Source organism: Nocardia thraciensis (genome assembly GCF_054782435.1).
Map to the genome: position 1 here is coordinate 1 of NZ_BAAGSM010000040.1, position 19,195 is coordinate 19,195.

At 69.6% G+C, this 19,195-nt stretch carries 9 protein-coding genes and 1 pseudogene; 2 read left to right on the forward strand and 8 right to left on the reverse strand.

Annotated features, from left to right (window positions below):
- A partial coding sequence (locus ACYVLQ_RS26260; protein WP_460700196.1) for an amino acid adenylation domain-containing protein occupies positions 1-10,754 on the forward strand: 10,754 nt, incomplete at its 5' end.
- Between the two features lie 26 nt (positions 10,755-10,780).
- Here ACYVLQ_RS26260 and ACYVLQ_RS26265 read toward each other — a convergent pair.
- Positions 10,781-11,185, reverse strand: coding sequence for an ArsR/SmtB family transcription factor (locus ACYVLQ_RS26265; RefSeq protein WP_460700197.1), 405 nt, complete (start codon positions 11,183-11,185; stop codon positions 10,781-10,783).
- Positions 11,185-11,841, reverse strand: coding sequence for an SRPBCC family protein (locus tag ACYVLQ_RS26270; RefSeq protein WP_460700198.1), 657 nt, complete (start codon positions 11,839-11,841; stop codon positions 11,185-11,187). Before ACYVLQ_RS26270 ends, ACYVLQ_RS26265 begins: the two co-directional genes overlap by 1 nt.
- 568 nt (positions 11,842-12,409) lie before the next feature.
- Between ACYVLQ_RS26270 and ACYVLQ_RS26275 the strand changes: the two genes are divergently transcribed.
- The gene (locus tag ACYVLQ_RS26275; protein WP_460700345.1) at positions 12,410-12,769 is read left to right on the forward strand and encodes a DUF4254 domain-containing protein; all 360 of its coding nucleotides are present in this window, start codon (positions 12,410-12,412) and stop codon (positions 12,767-12,769) included.
- Between the two features lie 245 nt (positions 12,770-13,014).
- Here ACYVLQ_RS26275 and ACYVLQ_RS26280 read toward each other — a convergent pair whose 3' ends face one another.
- The 6 genes and pseudogenes from ACYVLQ_RS26280 to ACYVLQ_RS26305 form a co-directional block, all read right to left on the reverse strand.
- Positions 13,015-13,812 (reverse strand): ABC transporter permease, encoded by a 798-nt coding sequence (locus ACYVLQ_RS26280; RefSeq protein ID WP_460700199.1) that lies wholly within the window; start codon positions 13,810-13,812, stop codon positions 13,015-13,017.
- Between the two features lie 3 nt (positions 13,813-13,815).
- Positions 13,816-14,718 carry a 2-aminoethylphosphonate ABC transporter permease subunit gene (locus tag ACYVLQ_RS26285; protein ID WP_460700200.1) on the reverse strand — a complete coding sequence of 301 codons (903 nt, stop codon included), beginning with the start codon at positions 14,716-14,718 and terminating at the stop codon, positions 13,816-13,818.
- Between the two features lie 226 nt (positions 14,719-14,944).
- On the reverse strand, positions 14,945-16,135 hold the full coding sequence (locus ACYVLQ_RS26290) for an ABC transporter ATP-binding protein (protein WP_460700201.1): 1,191 nt from the start codon (positions 16,133-16,135) through the stop codon (positions 14,945-14,947).
- A 20-nt stretch (positions 16,136-16,155) separates the two neighbouring features.
- Positions 16,156-17,145, reverse strand: a complete 990-nt coding sequence (locus tag ACYVLQ_RS26295; RefSeq protein WP_460700346.1) for a 2-aminoethylphosphonate ABC transporter substrate-binding protein — start codon at positions 17,143-17,145, stop codon at positions 16,156-16,158.
- A gap of 243 nt (positions 17,146-17,388) precedes the next feature.
- Positions 17,389-18,057 (reverse strand): annotated as a pseudogene (locus ACYVLQ_RS26300) (phosphonatase-like hydrolase); the annotation flags it as partial.
- An 11-nt stretch (positions 18,058-18,068) separates the two neighbouring features.
- Positions 18,069-19,184: a TIGR03364 family FAD-dependent oxidoreductase gene (locus ACYVLQ_RS26305; protein ID WP_460700202.1), complete on the reverse strand. Its 1,116-nt coding sequence runs from the start codon at positions 19,182-19,184 to the stop codon at positions 18,069-18,071.
- Positions 19,185-19,195 lie beyond the last annotated feature (11 nt).

Sequence of the window (19,195 nt, forward strand, 5' to 3'; positions counted from 1 at the left end):
TCGGCGCCGGTGAGGTCGGTCTCGATGACGATTTCTTCACGTTGGGTGGCAACTCCCTGCTCGCTACCCGCGCGGTGGCGCGGCTGGGCGCCGCCCTCGGCGCGCGCATCCCGGTGCGCACCCTGTTCGAGGCGCCGACGGTGGCGGCGCTGGCCGCGGCGATCGGCGCGGTCGCGGGCAGCCACCGCCAACTGCCGCTGGTGGCCGCCCCACGGCCGGAACGGATTCCGCTCTCGCTGGCGCAGCAGCGCATGTGGTTCCTCAATCAGTTCGACACCTCCTCGCCGGTGAACAACCTCCCGGTGGCCGTGCGACTGACCGGTGCGCTGGACGTGGCGGCATTGCGGCAGGCCGTCGCCGACGTGGTCACCCGGCACGAGACGCTGCGCACGCTGTACCCGGTCGACGCGGAAGGCGTCGCGCACCAGGTGATTGTGCCTGCAGCACAAGCGGTTCCGGATCTGACGCCGATACCGGCCGAGGCGGCGGAGCTGCCCGGACGGATCGCCGCGTTCATGTCCGCCGGGTTCGACGTCGTCACCGAGGTGCCGCTGCGCGGCGTGCTGTTCCGAGTGGGGGAGACCGGCGACGACCATGTGCTGGCAGTGGTGGTGCACCACATCAGCGGCGACGGGTGGTCGATGGGTCCGCTCACGCGCGACGTCATGGTGGCGTACGCGGCGCGGTCGACCGGCGCCGCGCCACAGTGGCCGCCGCTTCCGGTGCAGTACGCCGACTTCAGCGTCTGGCAGCGCCGCGTACTCGGTTCCGAGGACGATGCTGACAGCCTGATCTCCGCGCAGGTGGAGTACTGGCGCGACGCACTGGCCGGTGTCCCGGACGAGTTGAATCTGCCGACGGACCGGCCTCGACCGGCGGCCCGGTCCTTCGCGGGCGGACAGGTGGATTTCACGGTGGACGCTGTGGTGCGGGAGGGATTGCGGCACCTCGCGCGCGAGCACAATGCGAGCCTGTTCATGGTCGTGCACACCGCGTTGGCGGTATTCCTGGCGCGGCTGTCCGGCGCCGGCGATATAGTCGTCGGCACGCCGGTCGCCGGGCGGGGCGAGGCGGCGCTCGACGACGTGATCGGGATGTTCGTCAATACGCTGGCGCTGCGCACCCGGGTGGGGGCCGGTATGTCGTTCACCGAATTGCTGACGCAGGTGCGGGAAACCGATCTCCAGGCGTTCGCGCATGCCGACATTCCGTTCGAGCGGTTGGTCGAGTTGCTGAACCCGCCGCGCTCGACGGCGCGGCATCCGCTGTTCCAGGTATCGCTGAGTTTTCAGAATCTGCCCGATATTTCGTTCGAGCTGCCCGGATTGCGGCTCGGCGCGGTCGATGTGGAGATCGACACCGCCAAATTCGATCTGTCGCTCACGATTCAGGAGACCGACGCCGAACTGGCCGCCCAGTTCTCCTTCGCCCGGGATCTGTTCGATGACCGGACGATTCGCGGCTTCGCTCGACGTTTCCAGCGCATGCTGGGAGGGATCGTGGCGCGGCCGCACTCGGCGGTGGGGGATCTGCCGCTGCTCGCCGACGACGAATACGCGGCGCTGACACAGGTGAGCGGCGCCGGTGCGGTCACCGAGGCATTGTTCGCCGACCTGCTGACCCGGGGACTGCGGCATGGCCGGGATCGAATCGCGGTGCGGCACAACGGTCTGTCGATCACCTACGGCGAATTGGACGAGCGTTCCTCTCGATTGGCGCGGGTGTTGATCGGATTCGGCGTCGGACCGGAGTGTCCGGTGGCGGTCGCGCTGGAGCGCTCCTTCGACCTGGTGCTGGCGGCCCTGGCGGCGGCGAAGGCCGGAGGCGTGTACGTTCCGGTGGATCCGACCTACCCGGTCGATCGGGTGCGGCACATGCTGACCGATTCGGCTGCGTTGCTGGGCATCACGGCGTCCTCTTACACGGAAGCGCTGCCAGGCGATGTGGATTGGCTGATACTCGACGATCCCGCCGTCGAGGACAGCTGCGCGGCGCAGTCGGCCGCCCCGGTCACCGATGCCGACCGGCTGCGACCGGTGCGGGCGCAGCAGCAGGCGTATGTGATCTACACCTCGGGATCGACCGGAAAACCCAAGGGCGTCACGGTGTCTCATATCGGGCTGGCCCCGCTGGTGGAGTATGTCGTCGACCTGTTCGGTCTCGAACCCCATCATCGGTTCCTGCACATCTGCTCGACCAATTCCGATCCGTCGGTCTACGAGTGGATGCTGACCTTCTCGGCCGGGGCGACGCTGGTGATCCCGCCACCGGAGGTCATCGGCGGGCGGGAACTCGCCGAAGTGCTGCGCGCGGAGCGGGTGACGCACACGGTGATCACCCCGGCGGTGCTGAACACGGTGGATCCGGCCGGTATCGAGGATCTGCGGGTGCTCTCTGTCGGCGGCGAGTCGACATCGCCGGAGCTGCTCGGGAAATGGCAGGCTGGGCGCAGGTACCTCCACGCCTACGGCCCGACCGAGTCGACCATCATCTGCTCCTATGCGCAGTTGGCGCCGGGGCGCCGCATCACGATCGGCCGACCGGTGACCGGCACGTCGGTGCGGGTGCTGGATTCCCGCCTGCGTCCGGTGGCGCCCGGGGTGGCGGGTGAGCTGTACCTGTCGGGAGTGGGGCTGGCACGGGGGTATCACCGCCGTGCCGGGTTGTCGTCGGAGCGGTTCGTGGCCGATCCGTTCGGCGCGCCGGGGGAGCGGATGTACCGGACCGGCGACGTGGTGCGCTGGTACTCCGACCCGGAGGAGTATGCCGAAGACGCTGCGGCGGAGTCGATTCCGTGGGAGATCGAGTTCATCGGGCGATCGGACTTCCAGGTGAAGGTGCGCGGGCTGCGCATCGAGCTGGGTGAGATCGATGCGGTGCTGGGCGGGCATGAGGACGTGGCGCAGGCCCTCACGGTTGGGCACGAAACAGCTTCCGGTGCAACGGCACTGGTGTCCTACGTGGTTGCGCGGCCGGGCCGTGAGATCGACGCGGACGCGCTGACCGAGTTCGCCGCGCGCAGCCTGCCGTCGCATATGGTGCCCGCGGTCGTCATGACGCTGGACGAGATCCCGTTGACCCCGATCGGCAAGACCGACCGCGGGGCCCTGCCGGTGCCGGAGTTCCGGGCCGCGCGGTATCGGGCGCCGTCCACTCCCGTCGAACGCGCCGTCGCCGACACCTACGCCGCCGTCCTCCGGATCGGCGACGAGGCCGGGAATCCGGTGGGGCTCGATGACGACTTCTTTGCCCTGGGCGGCAATTCGCTGCTGGCGACCCAGGTCGTCGCCCGGCTGGGCGCGGCGTTCGACGCCCGCGTGCCGGTGCGCAGCGTCTTCGAGGACTCCACCGTGGCCGGGCTGGCATCCGCGGTCGAGCGGATGGCCGGAACCGGAGGCCGGGTCGCGCTGACGGCCGGACCACGGCCGCACCGCATTCCGCTGTCGCTCGCGCAGCAGCGCATGTGGTTCCTCAACCAATTCGACACCGCCTCGGCCGCCTACAACATTCCGATCGCGGTGCGGCTGAGCGGTGACCTGGATACGGCGGCCCTGCGGGCGGCGATCGCGGACCTGGTGACGCGGCACGAGACCCTGCGCACCGTATACCCGCAGACGGAGGACGGCCCGGTTCAGGTGATTCTTCCTGTGGCCCAGGCGGTTCCGGAACTCGAGGTGCACACCGTCACGCCCGCGGACATCGGCGGCATCGTCGCCGCGGTGGCGAGTACCACGTTCGACGTCACGACCGAGGTGCCGGTGCGGGTGGCGCTGATCGAGGTCGCGGACGCGGCGACCGCCGAGTACGTGTTGGCCATGGTGGTGCATCACATCGCCGGTGACGGTGCGTCCGTGGGCCCGCTCACCCGCGATCTGATGGTCGCCTATGCGGCGCGCTCCGCCGGTCACGCACCGGATTGGGCGCCCTTGGCGGTGCAGTACGCCGACTACAGCCTCTGGCAGCGCGGTCTCCTCGGTGACGAGAACGATCCGGAATCCCTGGCCGCCAGGCAGATCGCCTACTGGCGGTCGGCGCTGGAGGGCCTGCCGGATCAACTGGAGTTGCCGACCGATCGCCCGCGGCCGCCGGTGCAGTCCTTCGCCGGCGGCAAGGTCGAGATCCGCATCGACGCCGAAACCCACCGTGCCCTGGCCGATATGGCGCGCGCGGAGGGCGCGACGCTGTTCATGGTCGTGCACACCGCGCTGGCGGTGCTGCTGGCGCGGCTGTCGGGCACGGGCGATATCGCCGTCGGCACCCCGATCGCCGGTCGCGGCGAGGCGGTGCTGGACGATCTGATCGGCATGTTCGTCAACACCCTGGTGTTCCGCACCCGGGTCGACGGCGCCGAGCCCTTTACCGCCTTGCTGGGGCGCCAGCGCGAGGCCGACATTCAGGCGTTCGCCAACGCGGACGTGCCCTTCGAGCGGCTGGTCGAGGTGCTCAATCCGGTCCGCTCGACGGCCCGGCACCCGCTGTTCCAGGTGGGCCTGTCGTTCCAGAACCTGGCGTGGGCCGGACTGGAACTACCCGGCCTGCGGGTGTCCGGGATCGACCACGACAACCAGCTGTCGCAGTTCGATCTGCATCTGATCGCCACCGACCACTACGGCGAAGCCGGTGCGCCCCAGGGCATTACCGGGGTCTTCACCTACGCCACGGACCTGTTCGAGCAGGATACGGTGCAGGGCTTCGCGGACCGGTTCGTGCGACTGGTCGGTGCGATCGTGACCACACCGCATCTGCCGGTGGGTGATATCGAACTGCTCGGGGACAACGAACGTGCCGGAATCGTGGTGGGCCGCAACGCCACTACACACGGACTCGACACCGGCGACCGACCGACGCTGACCGCGCTCCTGGCCGAAACCGTATCGGCGACACCGCATGCGGTGGCGCTCGTAGGCCCCGATGGCGTCGCTTTGACCTACACCGAACTGGGCCGACGAGTGAACCGACTTGCCCGGCACCTGGTTTCCCTCGGTGTCGGGCCGGAGTCGCGGGTGGCGCTGGCCCTGCGCCGCTCGACCGACCTCGTCGTCGCGATGTACGCGGTATCGGTCGCGGGCGGCGCGTACGTACCGGTCGACCCGGACCAGCCCGCCGAGCGCGTGGGCTACATCCTGAAAGCCGCCGACCCCGCGGCCGTGCTGACAACGTCCTCCGTGGCGGGCGCCTCCTTCGCCACCGGCGACTCCTTCGTCATCCCGGCGAACGCCGGGATCGGGATGGTTGTCCTGCTCGACGAGCTGGATCTGTCGGATCTGTCCACTGCCCCGCTCGCGGATGCGGATCGCGTTGCCCCGCTGCGGGGTTCGAATACCGCCTACGTGATCTTCACGTCGGGTTCGACGGGCCGCCCGAAGGGTGTGGCGGTGCCGCACGGCGCGATCGTCAACCAGTTGCTATGGAAGAAGGCGCAATTCGGACTCGGCGCCGAGGACGCGGTGCTGTTGAAGACCGCCGCGACCTTCGACCTGTCGATGTGGGAGTTCTGGTCCGCCGCGATATCCGGTGCGCGCCTGGTGATCGCGGCGGCGGACGGTCATCGCGATCCCGCGTATCTGAACGAGTTGATGGCGCGCGAGAATGTGACGACCTTGCACGCGGTCCCGTCGATGCTGGACGCGTTACTCACCGACGCCGTCTCTGCGACGGCCTCCGCCCACTCGGGCGACAAGCCCCACAGCTCGGGCCGGAGTCGGCATCCCAGTGGCTTGCGCCGCGTGCTGGCGATCGGTGAGGCGCTGCCGGCGGCCCTCGCCCAACGCTTCCGGACAACTTACCCGGACGTCGCCCTGTACAACCTGTACGGTCCCACCGAAGCCGCCGTATCGATCACGAATCACCGTGTGACGGCGGCCGATCGCGCGTCCGTGCCGATCGGCGCGCCGGAGTGGAACAGCCAGGCGTACGTGCTGGATTCGCGCCTGCACCCGGTGCCCGACGGCGTTTCCGGTGAGCTGTATCTGGCGGGCGCCCAGTTGGCGCGCGGTTACGTCGAGCGCCCGGACCTCACGGCGGAACGGTTCGTGGCCAACCCGTTCCGGCCGGGCGAGCGCCTGTATCGCACCGGTGACCGGGCGGCGTGGAACGCCGACGGCGAGCTGGAATACCGAGGGCGCACCGACTTCCAGGTGAAGATCCGCGGCTTCCGCATCGAGCCCGGCGAGGTCGAAGCCGCGCTGCTCGCACTGCCGGACGTCGCGCAGGCGGCCGTCATAGCGACCGGCGATCCGCGCACCGGTGATCGGCTGGTCGCCTACCTGGTCCCCGCCGCTTCCGGTGGCGCCGCCGCGTCCACGACCCTCGGGACCGTCGACGGCGAACTCGATGTGGCTCAGGTCCGGTCCGCGTTGGGTGCGGCGCTTCCGTCCTACATGGTCCCGTCCGCCTTCGTGGTTCTCGACGCGCTGCCGCTCACGGTAAACGGAAAGCTGGACCGGAAAGCCCTGCCGGAGCCGGAGTTCGAGGTCGCGGCCTACCGCGCGCCGTCGACTCCGATCGAACAGATCGTGGCGGCGGCGTATGCCGATGTCCTCGGCGTCGACCGCGTCGGCGCCGACGACGACTTCTTCGCGCTGGGCGGCAATTCGCTGTCGGCGACGCGGGTGGCCGCGCGCATCGGGGCCGCGCTCGACACCCGCCTGCCGGTGCGCAGCCTGTTCGAGGGCTCGACCGTGGCAGACCTGGCCGCGCGGGCCGAACTGCACGCCGGTGCGGGCGGACGTCCGCCGCTGACGGCCGCCGAGCGCCCGGACCGGATCCCGCTCTCGCCCGCACAGCAGCGGATGTGGCTGCTCAACCAGTTCGATACCGCGTCCTCGGCGCAGCACATCCCGGCCGCCATCCGCCTGTCCGGCACCCTCGATGTGGACGCCCTGCGACTGGCTGTCGCGGATCTGGTTGTGCGGCACGAGATCCTGCGCACCGTGTACCCGCAGGCGCTCGATTCCGGCCGGGCCGCACCGATACAGCGGATACTGCCGCCTGCCGACGTTCCGATAGATCTGAACCCGGTGCCGGTCACCGAGGACCGAGTGGTGTCCGAAGTCGCGGAGCTGATCTCCGCCGGTTTCGACGTCACCGCCGAGATCCCGTTCCGCATTCGCCTGCTGCGGGTCACCGAGACCGAGTTCGTCCTGGTCTTCGTGGCGCACCACATCAGTGCCGACGGCTGGTCGCTGGGCCCGCTGACCCGGGATCTGATGGTGGCCTACGCGTCTCGCGCCGGGGGCGAGGCGCCGGCGTGGCGGCCGATGCCGGTGCAGTACGCGGACTTCAGCCTGTGGCAGCGCGAACTGCTCGGCTCCGAGGACGATCCGGACAGCCTGGCCGCGGCGCAGGTAGATTACTGGCGCCGGGCACTGGCCGGAATACCGGACGAGCTGAACCTGCCCGCCGACCGTCCGCGACCACCGGTGCAGTCGTTCGCCGGTGGTCGCGTGCGGTTCGCGGTCGACGACGAGCTGCACCGGGGCCTGCGGCGCATCGCCCGCGAACGGAACGCGACCCTGTTCATGGTCGTGCACACCGCGCTCGCCGTGCTGCTGGCGCGGCTGTCCGGTTCCGGCGACATCGTCATCGGCACCCCGGTGGCGGGCCGCGGCGAACGCGAACTCGACGATCTGATCGGCATGTTCGTCAATACCCTGGTACTGCGCACCCGCGTGCGCGGCGAGTTGCCGTTCGACGAGCTGCTGGCACAGGTCAGGGAGACCGACCTGCAGGCGTTCGCGCACGCCGACATCCCGTTCGAACGGCTCGTGGAACTGCTGGCGCCGGAGCGCTCCACCGCGAGACATCCGCTGTTCCAGGTGGCGCTGTCGTTCGAGAATCTGCCGGAGAGCACGTTCGATCTACCTGGATTGCGGATCGCCGTCGTCGATTTCGACCCGGGCACCACGAAAATCGATCTGACACTGACGATTCGGGAGTTCGCGACGCCCGGACAGGGCATGTACGGCGAATTCTCGTTCGCCCGCGACCTGTTCGACGAGTCGACCGTGCGGGTGTTCGCGGAACGGTTCACCCGCCTGCTCGCGGCGATCACGGCGGCGCCGGATATGTCCGTCGGCGATCTGCCGCTGCTGGCGGCGCCGGAGTACGAGCTGTTCACCGGCATATCCGCAGGCCGGACCGCGGCGACCACCCTGATGCCGGAGCTGCTGACGCGGGCCGCGGGGTCGGGTGATGACCGAATCGCGGTGCGCCACAACGGAACAGCGGTCACCTACCGCCAGCTCGACGAGCAGTCCTCGCGGCTGGCCCGGGTGCTCGTGCGGCGGGGCGTCCGCCCCGAGACGTTCGTGGCGGTCGCGCTGCCGCGGTCCTACGAGACGGTGTTGTCGGTCCTGGCGATCGCGAAGGCGGGCGGCGCTCACGTTCCGGTGGATCCGACGTATCCGGCCGATCGGGTGCTGCACATGGTCACCGATTCGGAGGCGGTTCTGGGCATTACCGCGTCCGCCCATGTCGATGGGCTGCCCGATGCGGTGGACTGGCTGGTGCTGGATGATCCGAATGCCCGTGACGTGTGCGCGGCGTCGTCCAGCGCCCCGGTCACCGACGCCGATCGGCTCGCTCCGCTGCGGAGCGGTCATCCGGCCTACCTGATCTACACCTCGGGGTCGACCGGAAAACCCAAGGGTGTCACCGTGTCTCACGCCGGGCTGGCCGCCGTGGTGGATCATGCGGTGGAACTGCTCGGTCTCGAGTCCGGTCACCGGCTCCTGCAGATCGGTTCGCCCAGTTTCGATGCGTCGATCGCGGAGTGGTCGCTCGCCCTGTCGACCGGGGCGACGCTCGTGATCGCACCGGCGGAGGTGGTCGGCGGGAGTGCGCTCGCCGCGGTGCTGCGTACCGAGCGCGTGACGCATGCGGTGATCACGCCCGCCGTGCTGGGCACGCTGGATCCCACCGGCCTGGACGAACTGCGGGCGGTATGCGCCGTGGGCGAGGCGACGAGTCCGGAACTGCTGGCGAGATGGCAGCCCGGGCGCACCTACCTGAATGGTTACGGTCCGACCGAGGCCACGCTCGGCTGCTCGTTCGGGCGGTTGGTGCCAGGGCGCCGCATCACCGTCGGCAGGCCGGTGCCCGGGGTGTCGGCGCGGGTGCTGGACGATCGGTTGCACCCGGTGCCGCCGGGAGTGGCGGGTGAGCTGTATGTGGCGGGGCCGGGGCTGGCGCGCGGCTACCACGGTCGCGCCGGGTTGTCCGCCGAGCGGTTCGTGGCCGACCCGTTCGGTGCGCCCGGGCAGCGGATGTACCGGACGGGTGACGTGGTGCGCTGGTACGCGGAACCGAGCCTGTGCGGTGATGCCTCCGATCCGGTATCGGTTCCGTGGGAACTCGAGTACGTCGGGCGTTCGGACTTCCAGGTGAAGGTCCGCGGACTCCGCATCGAACTGGGCGAGATCGACGCGGTGCTGGGAAGTCACGGCGATGTGGCGCGGGCCATCACCGTGGGTCACGAAACAGCCGCCGGTGCAACGGCTCTGGTGTCCTACGCGCTCCCAGCGGAGGGGCGGGTGATCGATGTGGCCGAGCTGACCGAGCACGCCGGTCGGAGCCTGCCCTCGTACATGGTGCCCGCGGCGATCGTGGTGCTCGACGAGATTCCGCTGACACCGGTCGGCAAGCTGGATCGCCGGGCGCTGCCGGAACCCGAGCTGACGAGCGGGGCGTACCGGGCGCCGTCGACCCCGCTGGAATCCGTGGTTGCCGCGGTATTCGCCGAGGTGCTGGGCGTGGACCGGGTGGGCGCCGACGACGACTTCTTCACTCGCGGCGGCAATTCGCTGCTGGTCGTTCAAGCGGTGGGTTTGCTCCGGGAGCGGATCGGCACCGAGATCCGGGTGGCCGAGTTCATCTCGGACCCGACCGTGCACGGCCTGGCCCGCCGGATCGGGACGCGGGGGGATCGGCACGACGCCCGCGCCGCACTGGGCGTCGTCTTGCCGATTCGGCCGGGTGGCGGGCGACCGCCGCTGTTCTGTCTCCACCCGATGGCCGGTATCTCGTGGAGTTATACCGGTCTGGCGCAACACCTTCCGGCCGACCAGCCGATCCTCGGCATTCAGTCGCCCGCCTTCACCGATGACGGTTTCGCGCCGGAGTCGCTGGCGGACATCGTGACTCGCTACATCGATGAGATCCGGAAGGTGCAGCCGTCGGGCCCGTACCGCTTCCTCGGGTGGTCGCTGGGTGGAATTCTGGCCCATGCCATGGCGACCCGGCTACAGGAGGAGGACGACGAGGTGGAGCTGCTGGCGATCATGGACGCCTACCCCGTCGGTGACGTCGACCGGTTCCGGGCGGGAATCCGCGAGGTGTTCCGGCACCTGGGTGTGGCGTCCGACGAACTGCCGCGGCAGGAGCGGATCGGTGAACTCGGCGACGAGGCGCTGGCCGCCCTGCACGCCGCGATCCCGCCCGAGCTGGCCGAACTGCTGACCCCGGACCGCCTCCGCCGAATCCACCACGGTGTCATGCGCACAACCGAACTGGTCGCCGCCGACTTCCATCCCGGGCACTTCCACGGCACCCTCGAATTCTTCACCGCCACAGTGGACCAGGTGGGCGACCCGATGGATTGGCAGCCGCATATCGTGGGCGAGATCGTCGAGCACCCGATCCCCGCCGAACACGAACACCTGGCCGACCCCGAAAACCTGGCCCGGATCGCTCCCCGCTTGGCTCACCTACTCGATTCCCTCGACCGGGGGCGACGGAAAGGCGTTGCGCCGTAACGGCCTTCGGTCGATACCGCGGGCGGTCATGCGAATCGGGTATCCGGCAGCTCCTCGTGCCGCTGGCCGCACTCGGCGCGGCGGCGCGTTCGCTTGCCGCGGGCGACCTCGGTGGCGAGGGCGTCGAGGGGCTGGTCGAACGGGGCCAGCGGGTCGGCCAGCCGGGTGAGCCAGTCCCGCGCCGTGTCGATGCCCGCGCGGTCCAGCGTGTAGATGCGCTTCGGGCCGTCGACGCGGACACTGACGAGCCCGGCCTCGCGCAACACCTTGAGGTGCTGCGACACCGCGGGCTGAGAGATCGGCGTATATCGCTGGACACCGGCGACCACCGCGCTCGCGGGCAGTTCGCCGGCGGCCAGCAGCTCGAGAATGCCGCGGCGCACCGGATCTCCGAGTGCCTCGAAAACCTGTGCCCGGGCTGGCTCGCTCATCAGTGCTGCGCGTCCTCCTCGGGCACGATCGTGTAGAAGCCTATCGTCTGCTCCGCCGCGGCACGCGCCGCCGCCGGGTCGTCGCCGTCGCCGACCGCAGCGTCGGCCCAACCGGCCGCGGCCGACCGCACGAACTCCTTACCCTCCGGCGTGGTCGCAAACGCGGCTCCCTCGGCCGGATCGACCGCCGCCCCGCTCGACACGTGCATACCCAGGCCCATCAGGGCGAGATCCCAGCCGACACCCACCGCGCCCGGGCCGAACTGCGACCACAGGTCCGGGTCGACATGAGCCTCGTGCACCAACTCCAGCACGGTGCCGTCATCGGCGGGAGTCAGGCTGACGGTCAGCCAGGAGACCTGCGGGCCCATCTCCCACGTGATCGCGAACCGTTCGGGCGCCTCGCAGCTCTCGACCACGCCGCCCGCATTGCCCTCGAGCTGGTATCGGCCACCGACCGCCAGGTCGCCGGTGACCGGCAGGAACCACCGCGGGATCCGCTCGATATCGGTGAGCGCGTCCCACAGGTCGGCGCGATCGGTGGGATAGCTGCGCCGGGCGATGGCGATCTTGGTCGGGACCCCGGCTCGGCTCCCGGTGCGGATCTCACGGGTTACGAGACCGGCCACGGCGACGGGGTCGCTCAACATAGACATAAGTCACTCCTTAAATAGGTTGTCACTTATATTAGAGGGCGGAGTCCTCGCGGTCCACCCGTCGTGCGGCCGGCGAGTCGGCGATCGGGCGCGAATAGGGGTTCGGGAGCGGGACTTGTTCAGGGGGGCGGTCAGCGCGGTGCGTGAGGCGTTCGCAGCTGTCCCGGACGGACTCGCTCGAGGTGTGCCCGAGTTGTGCGCGATGCCCGGACCAGCAGTTTCGCCTCGACAGGAGCCGCCGCGGTCGGCTTGCAGCGGGCGCCGTCGAGCGTCGCGGCGACCGTTCGAGGCGATGTCCGAGATGTCGTTCGGACACCCGCTGCCGAGAATGCGGACGCAATCTTGCGTTCTTGCATTTGTAAGAGCATGATCCCAGCTAGCCTAGTTGTGAAGCACCGATCCGATGACCGGTTAACGGCGGAATCCGGAGATCAATCATGTTGGCGCGATTAGTGAAGTACTCGGGCGATTTCGGGGTGCAAGGATGACGACGTCGATAGCTGGGGTGCTGCCGACCGCGCCGCAATTGCTCAGCGCGTTCCAGGGCAGGCGATTCCAGGACCGGGTGCTGTTGCGTACCGCGCACGCGCTCGCCGAGCTGCACGCGCGGCGCGCGGAGATACGGGACCCGATCATGCTGGCGGAGATAGATTGCCGCCGGGGCGAACTCGTCGACGATATCAACGACTGGGTGGAACAGGAGCTGCCGCAGCATCGCAACGGCGCCTCACTGCACACGGAAAGCCTCGGCGCGGTCGTCGACCGCATGGCCCGGAGCTGGGTCGATGCCAACGAAGCGATCGATCGCCACGGCCCGCGCAGCGATAACACCCATAAACACTGGTATCACCTGGCAGAACTGGTGGACGGTTACACTGATCTCGTAATCGATGTGGCCGGTGGCCGTCGTCGTTTACCCGAGCAGTGACTGCCCCGAATGCATTGATACCCGGAGTCATTGCCCGATCGGTGACGTCCCTTGAGCGAATGCTATTCGGCCAGTAGCACGCTCGAACCGAGACGTTGCCCGCCCGATCGGCGGGCGCAACGGGGCGCCCCGCCCGGCGTGCCGCGTGGTCGACTGGCGCGGCACGCCCGCACGTAATTCCCGCCGCATATCTGTTGCCGCGGTGACGACATCAGAATTGCGATAATTACCGACAGGTTTGTTTCTTATCGCACTGCGGCGCGCCCGCGCAGCCGACCCAGGACGAGAAGCGCGACGAGCGTGACCGCCACCAGCAGCGTGGTGCACGCCGCGGCGTCGAACACGTCGCCGCGGTCGGTGGCGGCGAAGATGGTGACCGGCAAGGTCTTCCACGTCGCGGGGTAGACCATGACGGTGGCGCCCAGCTCGCCCATCGACAGTGCGATCGCCAGCCCGGCGGCCGCGCCGAGCGCGGGCAGCAACAGCGGCAAGGTGATTCGCGTGAGCACCCGGACCGGTCCCGCGCCCAGGGATTCGGCGGCCTGGCGGTAACCGGGGTCGAGCCGGTCCAGCGCCGCGGACACCGCGCTGAACGCGTACGCCAGCACCAGCACCGAATGAGCCAGGATCACGATCCATTTCGTGCCGCCGAGCAGCAGCGGGCGCTGGTTGAACGCGATCAGCAGGCCCAGCCCGATCGCCACCGACGGCACCGCGACGGGCAGATGGAATATGGCGTCGGTGATCCGTCGCCACCACCGCGGCGCCTCCCGCGCGGACAGCGCCGCCCATGTGCCCAGCACCAGTGCGACCGCGCCCGCGAGCAGCGCCGTCTGCAGGCTCACCGACAGGCTCGCCGCCTGCTCACCCGACAGCGCGCGCTCGAAGTTGCGCAGGTCCAGGTCCGACGGCAGCGGGCCGGTCCAGCGCCCGGCCAGCGCGGCCGCGACGACCGTCGCGATCGGGGCCGCGAACACCACCAGCACGAGGAGCGCGAATATCGCGAGTACGACGGCTCGTCCGCGTCGAGTCCAGATCAGCATGGGTCAGCCCTCCCGCGTCCGAGATCCGGTGAACCGGGCGAAGATCAGCCGGTAGCCGAGGTACAGGGTCAGCGACAGCAGCACCTGCACCGACGCCAGCACCGCGGCGCCCGGCAGGTCGAAGGTGACGATGCCGCGCGTGTAGATCAGCGCGGGCAGTGTGATGACACCCTTGGCGCCGGTGAACAGGACGATGCCGAATTCGTTGAGCGTCAACAGCAACACCAGGCTCCCGCCCGCGGCCAGCGCGGGCCAGGCCTCCGGCAGCACGACGCGGCGCAGCACGCGCCACGGCGAAGCCCCCAGACTCGCAGCCACATCCAGCTGTTCGCGCGGCAGCTGCGCGAACGCGGCCAGCAGCGGCCGGACCACGAACGGCGTGAAGTAGGTGATCTCGGCCAGTACGACGCCGGTCGGGGTGGTGAGGAAATCCAGTGCGGGGGACCGGTCTCCGGTGAGTCGCGCGATCAGCGCGTTCACCGCGCCCGCGGTGCCGTAGAGGAACGTGAACGACAGCGTGATGAGGAACGACGGCAGCGTGAGCACGGTGTCGACGAGCCTGCCCACCACCGTCGAACCCGGGAACGGCACGAACGCCAGCACCACCGCCAGGAGTGTGCCCAGGACCAGGCAGCCCGCGGTCGAGCACGCCGCTATGGATACGGTGCGCCACAGCGCATCCCGGAACGCCTGCGACGCGAGCACCTGCGACCACACGGCCCCGCCGCGACCGCTCGGTGTCTCGGTGGACTCGGTCAATACCCGCAGTATCGGATAGACCGCGATCACCAGGACGATCAGCAGTGGCGGCATCGACCAGAGGATCGGTCGCCAGTTGCGTTGTGCGGCAGGGAGTGCCGGTTCCGGATCGGTGGTCGCCGGTTCGACGACGGTGGTGGCGGTCATGCCGGCCTCTCGATCGACGCCAGAGGACGGACGCGGGTCCGTGATTCCGGCACCGTGGGAGCGCGATCCCCCTCATGGATCGCGCCCCACGGGCAAGCGCCGAAACTCGGCGCACCTCCGAGGTGCTCACGCACCCGATTCGGGTCCCCGAGTGGCGTGTGTGACCAAGCTCGGGGGGCCGGAACGACTCGTGCGCGTCGAGAGTCGGTCGGGCTGGCGGGGTGGGTCATGGGGCGGCTCCGGAATCCGGTGCGGCAGAGCCTGGTTCGGCACCGACGGCCGCCGGGATGAGCACGCCCGTCGGGTCCGGGAACCGGACGCCCACGGTCGCGCCGACGGCGGCGTCGGCGTGGCCGGGAACGTCTGCGACGAGTTCGGCGGGCAGGCCGTTGACGTCCAGGTGCAGACGGGTGGTCGAGCCGCGCCACACACTCGAGACGACCGTGGCGAGTACCGCGTCCCGGTCGGTGGTGGCGCCGACCCGGACGGTGTGCGGGCGCACGCACAGCAGCCCCGCGGCGTCGGGAGCCCAGTCCAGCTGTCCGATACCGGGTTTCGGCGCCTCGGCGCGCAGAGTGCGTTCGCCGACGGTGACCAGGGCGGTGTGCCCGGATACGTGTTTCACGGTGCAGGGCAACAGGTTCGCGCCGCCGAGGAAGGCGGCGGTGAACGAGCTGGGTGGGCGGCGCCAGAGGTTCTCGGCGGAGTCGATGTCGACCAGGCGGGCGTCGCGCATCACCGCGATCCGGTCGGCGAGCGCCAGCGCCTCCGCCTGGTCATGGGTGACGTACAGCATCGCGGTGTCCGGCAGGGCCTTTCGCAGCTGCTGCAGTTCGCCGAGCATGGACTGGCGCAGTTGCGCGTCGAGCGCGGCCAGCGGTTCGTCCAGCAGCAGCACGCGGGGCCGGATGGCCAACGCCCGAGCGATCGCCACGCGCTGCTGCTGGCCGCCGGACAGCTCGCGCGGCAACCGTTTCGCGTAGTCGGCCATGCCGACCATCTCCAGCGCCTCGGCCACCCGGGCGCCGATCTCGCCGCGCGGCACTCGATGCGCCTTCAGGCCGAAGGCGACATTGTCGTGCACCCGCATATGCGGGAAGAGCGCGTACGACTGCACGACCACGCCGATCCCGCGCTTGGCGGGGGAGAGGTCGGTGACGTCGGTACCGGACAGCCGGACCGCGCCGGAGGTGGGCCGGACGAATCCGGCCAGTGCCTTGAGCGCCGTGGACTTACCGGAACCGCTGGGGCCCAGCAGCGCAACGGTTTCCCCGGCGGCGACGCGCAGGGTGAACCCGGCCAGCGCGACAATGGCCTTGCGGCCGCGGCCGTAGCGGACGCCGACCCGGTCGAATACGATCGCGGCCTCGGCGTCGGTGGTGGTCGCCGAGGCGACAGAGGTCGTCGGTGCGGACATGGTGGCGCTCCCGTGCCCGATCAGCTTCCGGTGGCCCGCTGGTAGGCGGCGATATCGCCGTCCAGCTCGTCGAGGACCCTGTTCCAGTCCGGCGTCACGACGGTGACGTCCTTGACGTACGCCGCCGGTGACACGCTGCCGTCTGGCGCGGCGGCGTCCCGCAGATCCTCGCGGACCGGCACCGCCATGGCATCGGGCCCGAGGGTCTTCTGCACATCGATCGACAGCAGGTACTCCATCAGCTTCTTCGCCGAATCCCGGTGTGGCGCACTCTTGGCCAGGCCCATGACGTAGGGCACGGCGACGGTGCTGCGGGTACCGTCGGCGGAGGCGGGGAAGAACACGTTGAACTTCGAGCCCTTCTCCTTGATGTTGGCCAGGTTCATCTGCACGTCGCCGTTGGCGACCAGCAGCTCGCCGTTGTCGACCTTCGGCTGCAGCTTGCCCGTCGACGCGGACGGGCCGACATTGTTGGCCTGCAGCTTGGCCAGGTAGTCCAGCGCGCCCTGCTTGCCGAGCAACTGCTGCAGCAGGATCAGCACGGCGGTACCGTCGCCTGCCTGCCCCGGGGTCGAATACTGCACCTTCCCCTTGAATTCGGGCTTCAGCAGGTCGTCCCACGTGAGTTTGGAGTCGATCGAGGGGTTGGCGATGAACGACAGGTAGTTTCCGGCCAGGGTGACGTACTTGCCGCCCGGCTCCTTGTCCGTATCGGCCACCGCTGTCGTATCGACGCCGCTGTCCTGCAGCAGACCGGATTTCGCGGCCTTCTGGATGAACGGCGGCAGCGTCACCATGACGTCGGCCTGCGGGTTGGATTGTTCCTTGTCGACGCGGTTGACCACCTCACCCGAGCCAGCCTCGACCAGATTCACCGAAATGCCGGTCTGTTCGGTGAACTTCGCGAACTGGGACTTGTACCAGTCGCCGACGCCGTCGGCGGAGTAGACGGTGACGGTGTTGCTGCCGGAGGAGGTGCCGGTGCCGCCGCAGGCGACAACGGAGAACATGACCGCGGTCGCGGAGGTGAGAACCAGCGCGGTGCGTGCGAGGCGTGATATCGAAATACGCACGATGACTGCAACTTTCGTGGGGAGGGACGTGCGGATGGTGATGACGGTCGCTTACGACTCGGTTCCGGCGTCCGCCGGAACGACAGGGGGAGTCGGAGCGTCGGGTGACGTGATGAGCGGTTGCGTGTTCGGTTCGGCGGTGGTGCTACTCGTCGGAGTGGTCCGGGCGGCGTGCACGGTCAGCAGCAGATCGGCAAATTCCGCCACCGACGGCACCACGTGCGTCGCACCGGCAGCACGCAGCCGCTCCTCGTCGTGGGCGCCGGTCAGCGTGCCCGCGACGATGCGGGCGCCCGCGGCCAGCCCGGTGCCGATATCGCTGGCCGTATCGCCCAGCACCGCAACGCGATCCACGGCATCGGCCCCCAGGCGCAGCAGCGCGGTGAGCACCAGGTCCGGGTAGGGGCGGCCGCGCCCCGCCTCCGACGGCGCCAGCGTCAGATCGGCGATCTCGCGCCACCCCAGGGCGTCGAGCAGCCTGTCCTGCGTGCCGCGACTGAATCCGGTGGTGAGGGCGACCTTGATCCCGGCGTCGCGCAGCCGCGTGATCGCCTCGGCCGCACCGGGAATCGGGGTGGCCTCGCCCGCGAACTCGTCGTAGGCCGCCTCGAAGGTGCGGTTGGCGAGTCGGGCCCGATCCTCGTCGCCCAGCAGCGCCCGGAATACGCTGATTTTCGACTGTCCCATGGTTTCGACCACGTAGCGGACGGCGGCCTCGCGCTCGGGCCCCGCCGCCGGGATGCCCGCCGCGGTGGCGGCGGCGTCGAAGGCCCGCAGGACCAGCCCGCCGTCGGCCACCGTGGTACCGGCCATATCCAGGACGGCCAGCTCGATCTGCTTGTCGGACAAGGTGTTTCCCTTCACAGGTGGAGCAGGTCGGCGGTTTCCTCGCCGAGCGCGGGGCCCAGGGTCATGCCGCGGCCGCCCGGTCCGGTGATCACCCAGACGTTGTCGGCGGCCCGGGCGCGGGTGACGATCGTGCCGGGGTCGATGCTCTGGCTGTACACGCCCGCCCAGCGCCGCATGACCGGCGGCAGCTTGCGGCCGAGCAACTCCTCGGCGACCGAGGTGAGGTGTTCGTACGGGGCCTCGTCGACGTCGAAGGCGAACGGTTCGTCGTACTCGTGGGTGTCGCCGATGGTGAGCCCGCCGTGCAGGCGCTGTACGCACAGCAGCTGCATCTTGTGCTGGGCCGCCGTAAAAGCCTGGGACTCTTCGTTATTGAGGCGGTTCAACTCCGGGCCCGCGAAGCCGGGGTAGTACCGGAAGCTGTCGCCGTCGGCGATGGCGGTGGTCAACGACTCCCCGAGTGGTGCGGTCTGCATCATCTGCAGCCGCACGCGCCGGACGGGGATGTCGCCCACCAGTTCCCGGGTGAGGCCGCTGTGCGCCGCGCCCGGGCAGACCAGCACGAGATCGGCGTCGAAGCGACGGCCGCGGTCGTCGACGACGGTGCCGCCGGTGATGGTGCGAGCCTCGGCGCCTGCATAGAAGGTGTACCGGTCGGTGGCCTCCATATAGGCGCGCAGCGCGGGCATCGCCTGCCGCGACTCCACCGCCGCGTCGGTCGAACAGTGCAGGCCCGCAAGGAATTTGCCCCGCAGCGCCGGATTCAGCGCGCGGACCCGCTCCGGATCGAGCAGGTCGAAGCCGCGCTCGGCCGCCGTCGGACCGGCCGCGGCGGCCTCGGCCACCGCGAGTTCGGCCTCGGTGCGCACCAGCGTGATCGAACCGGCCGGGCGGAAGCCGACGCCCGGCACCTTGCCGCCGATCTCCTCCCAGAGCCTGCGCGAGCGCAGCGTGATCTCCAGTTCGTTCGCGCTGCGGCCGGACACCCAGACCAGGCCGAAGTTGCGGACCGTGGCGCCGCGGGCCTGCGCCTCGCGCTCCAACTGCACGACCTCGTGGCCGCGGCCGATCGCGGCCAGGGCGTGCGCGGTGCCGAGGATGCCGCCGCCGATGATGACCAATCGCATGCCGTCCATGA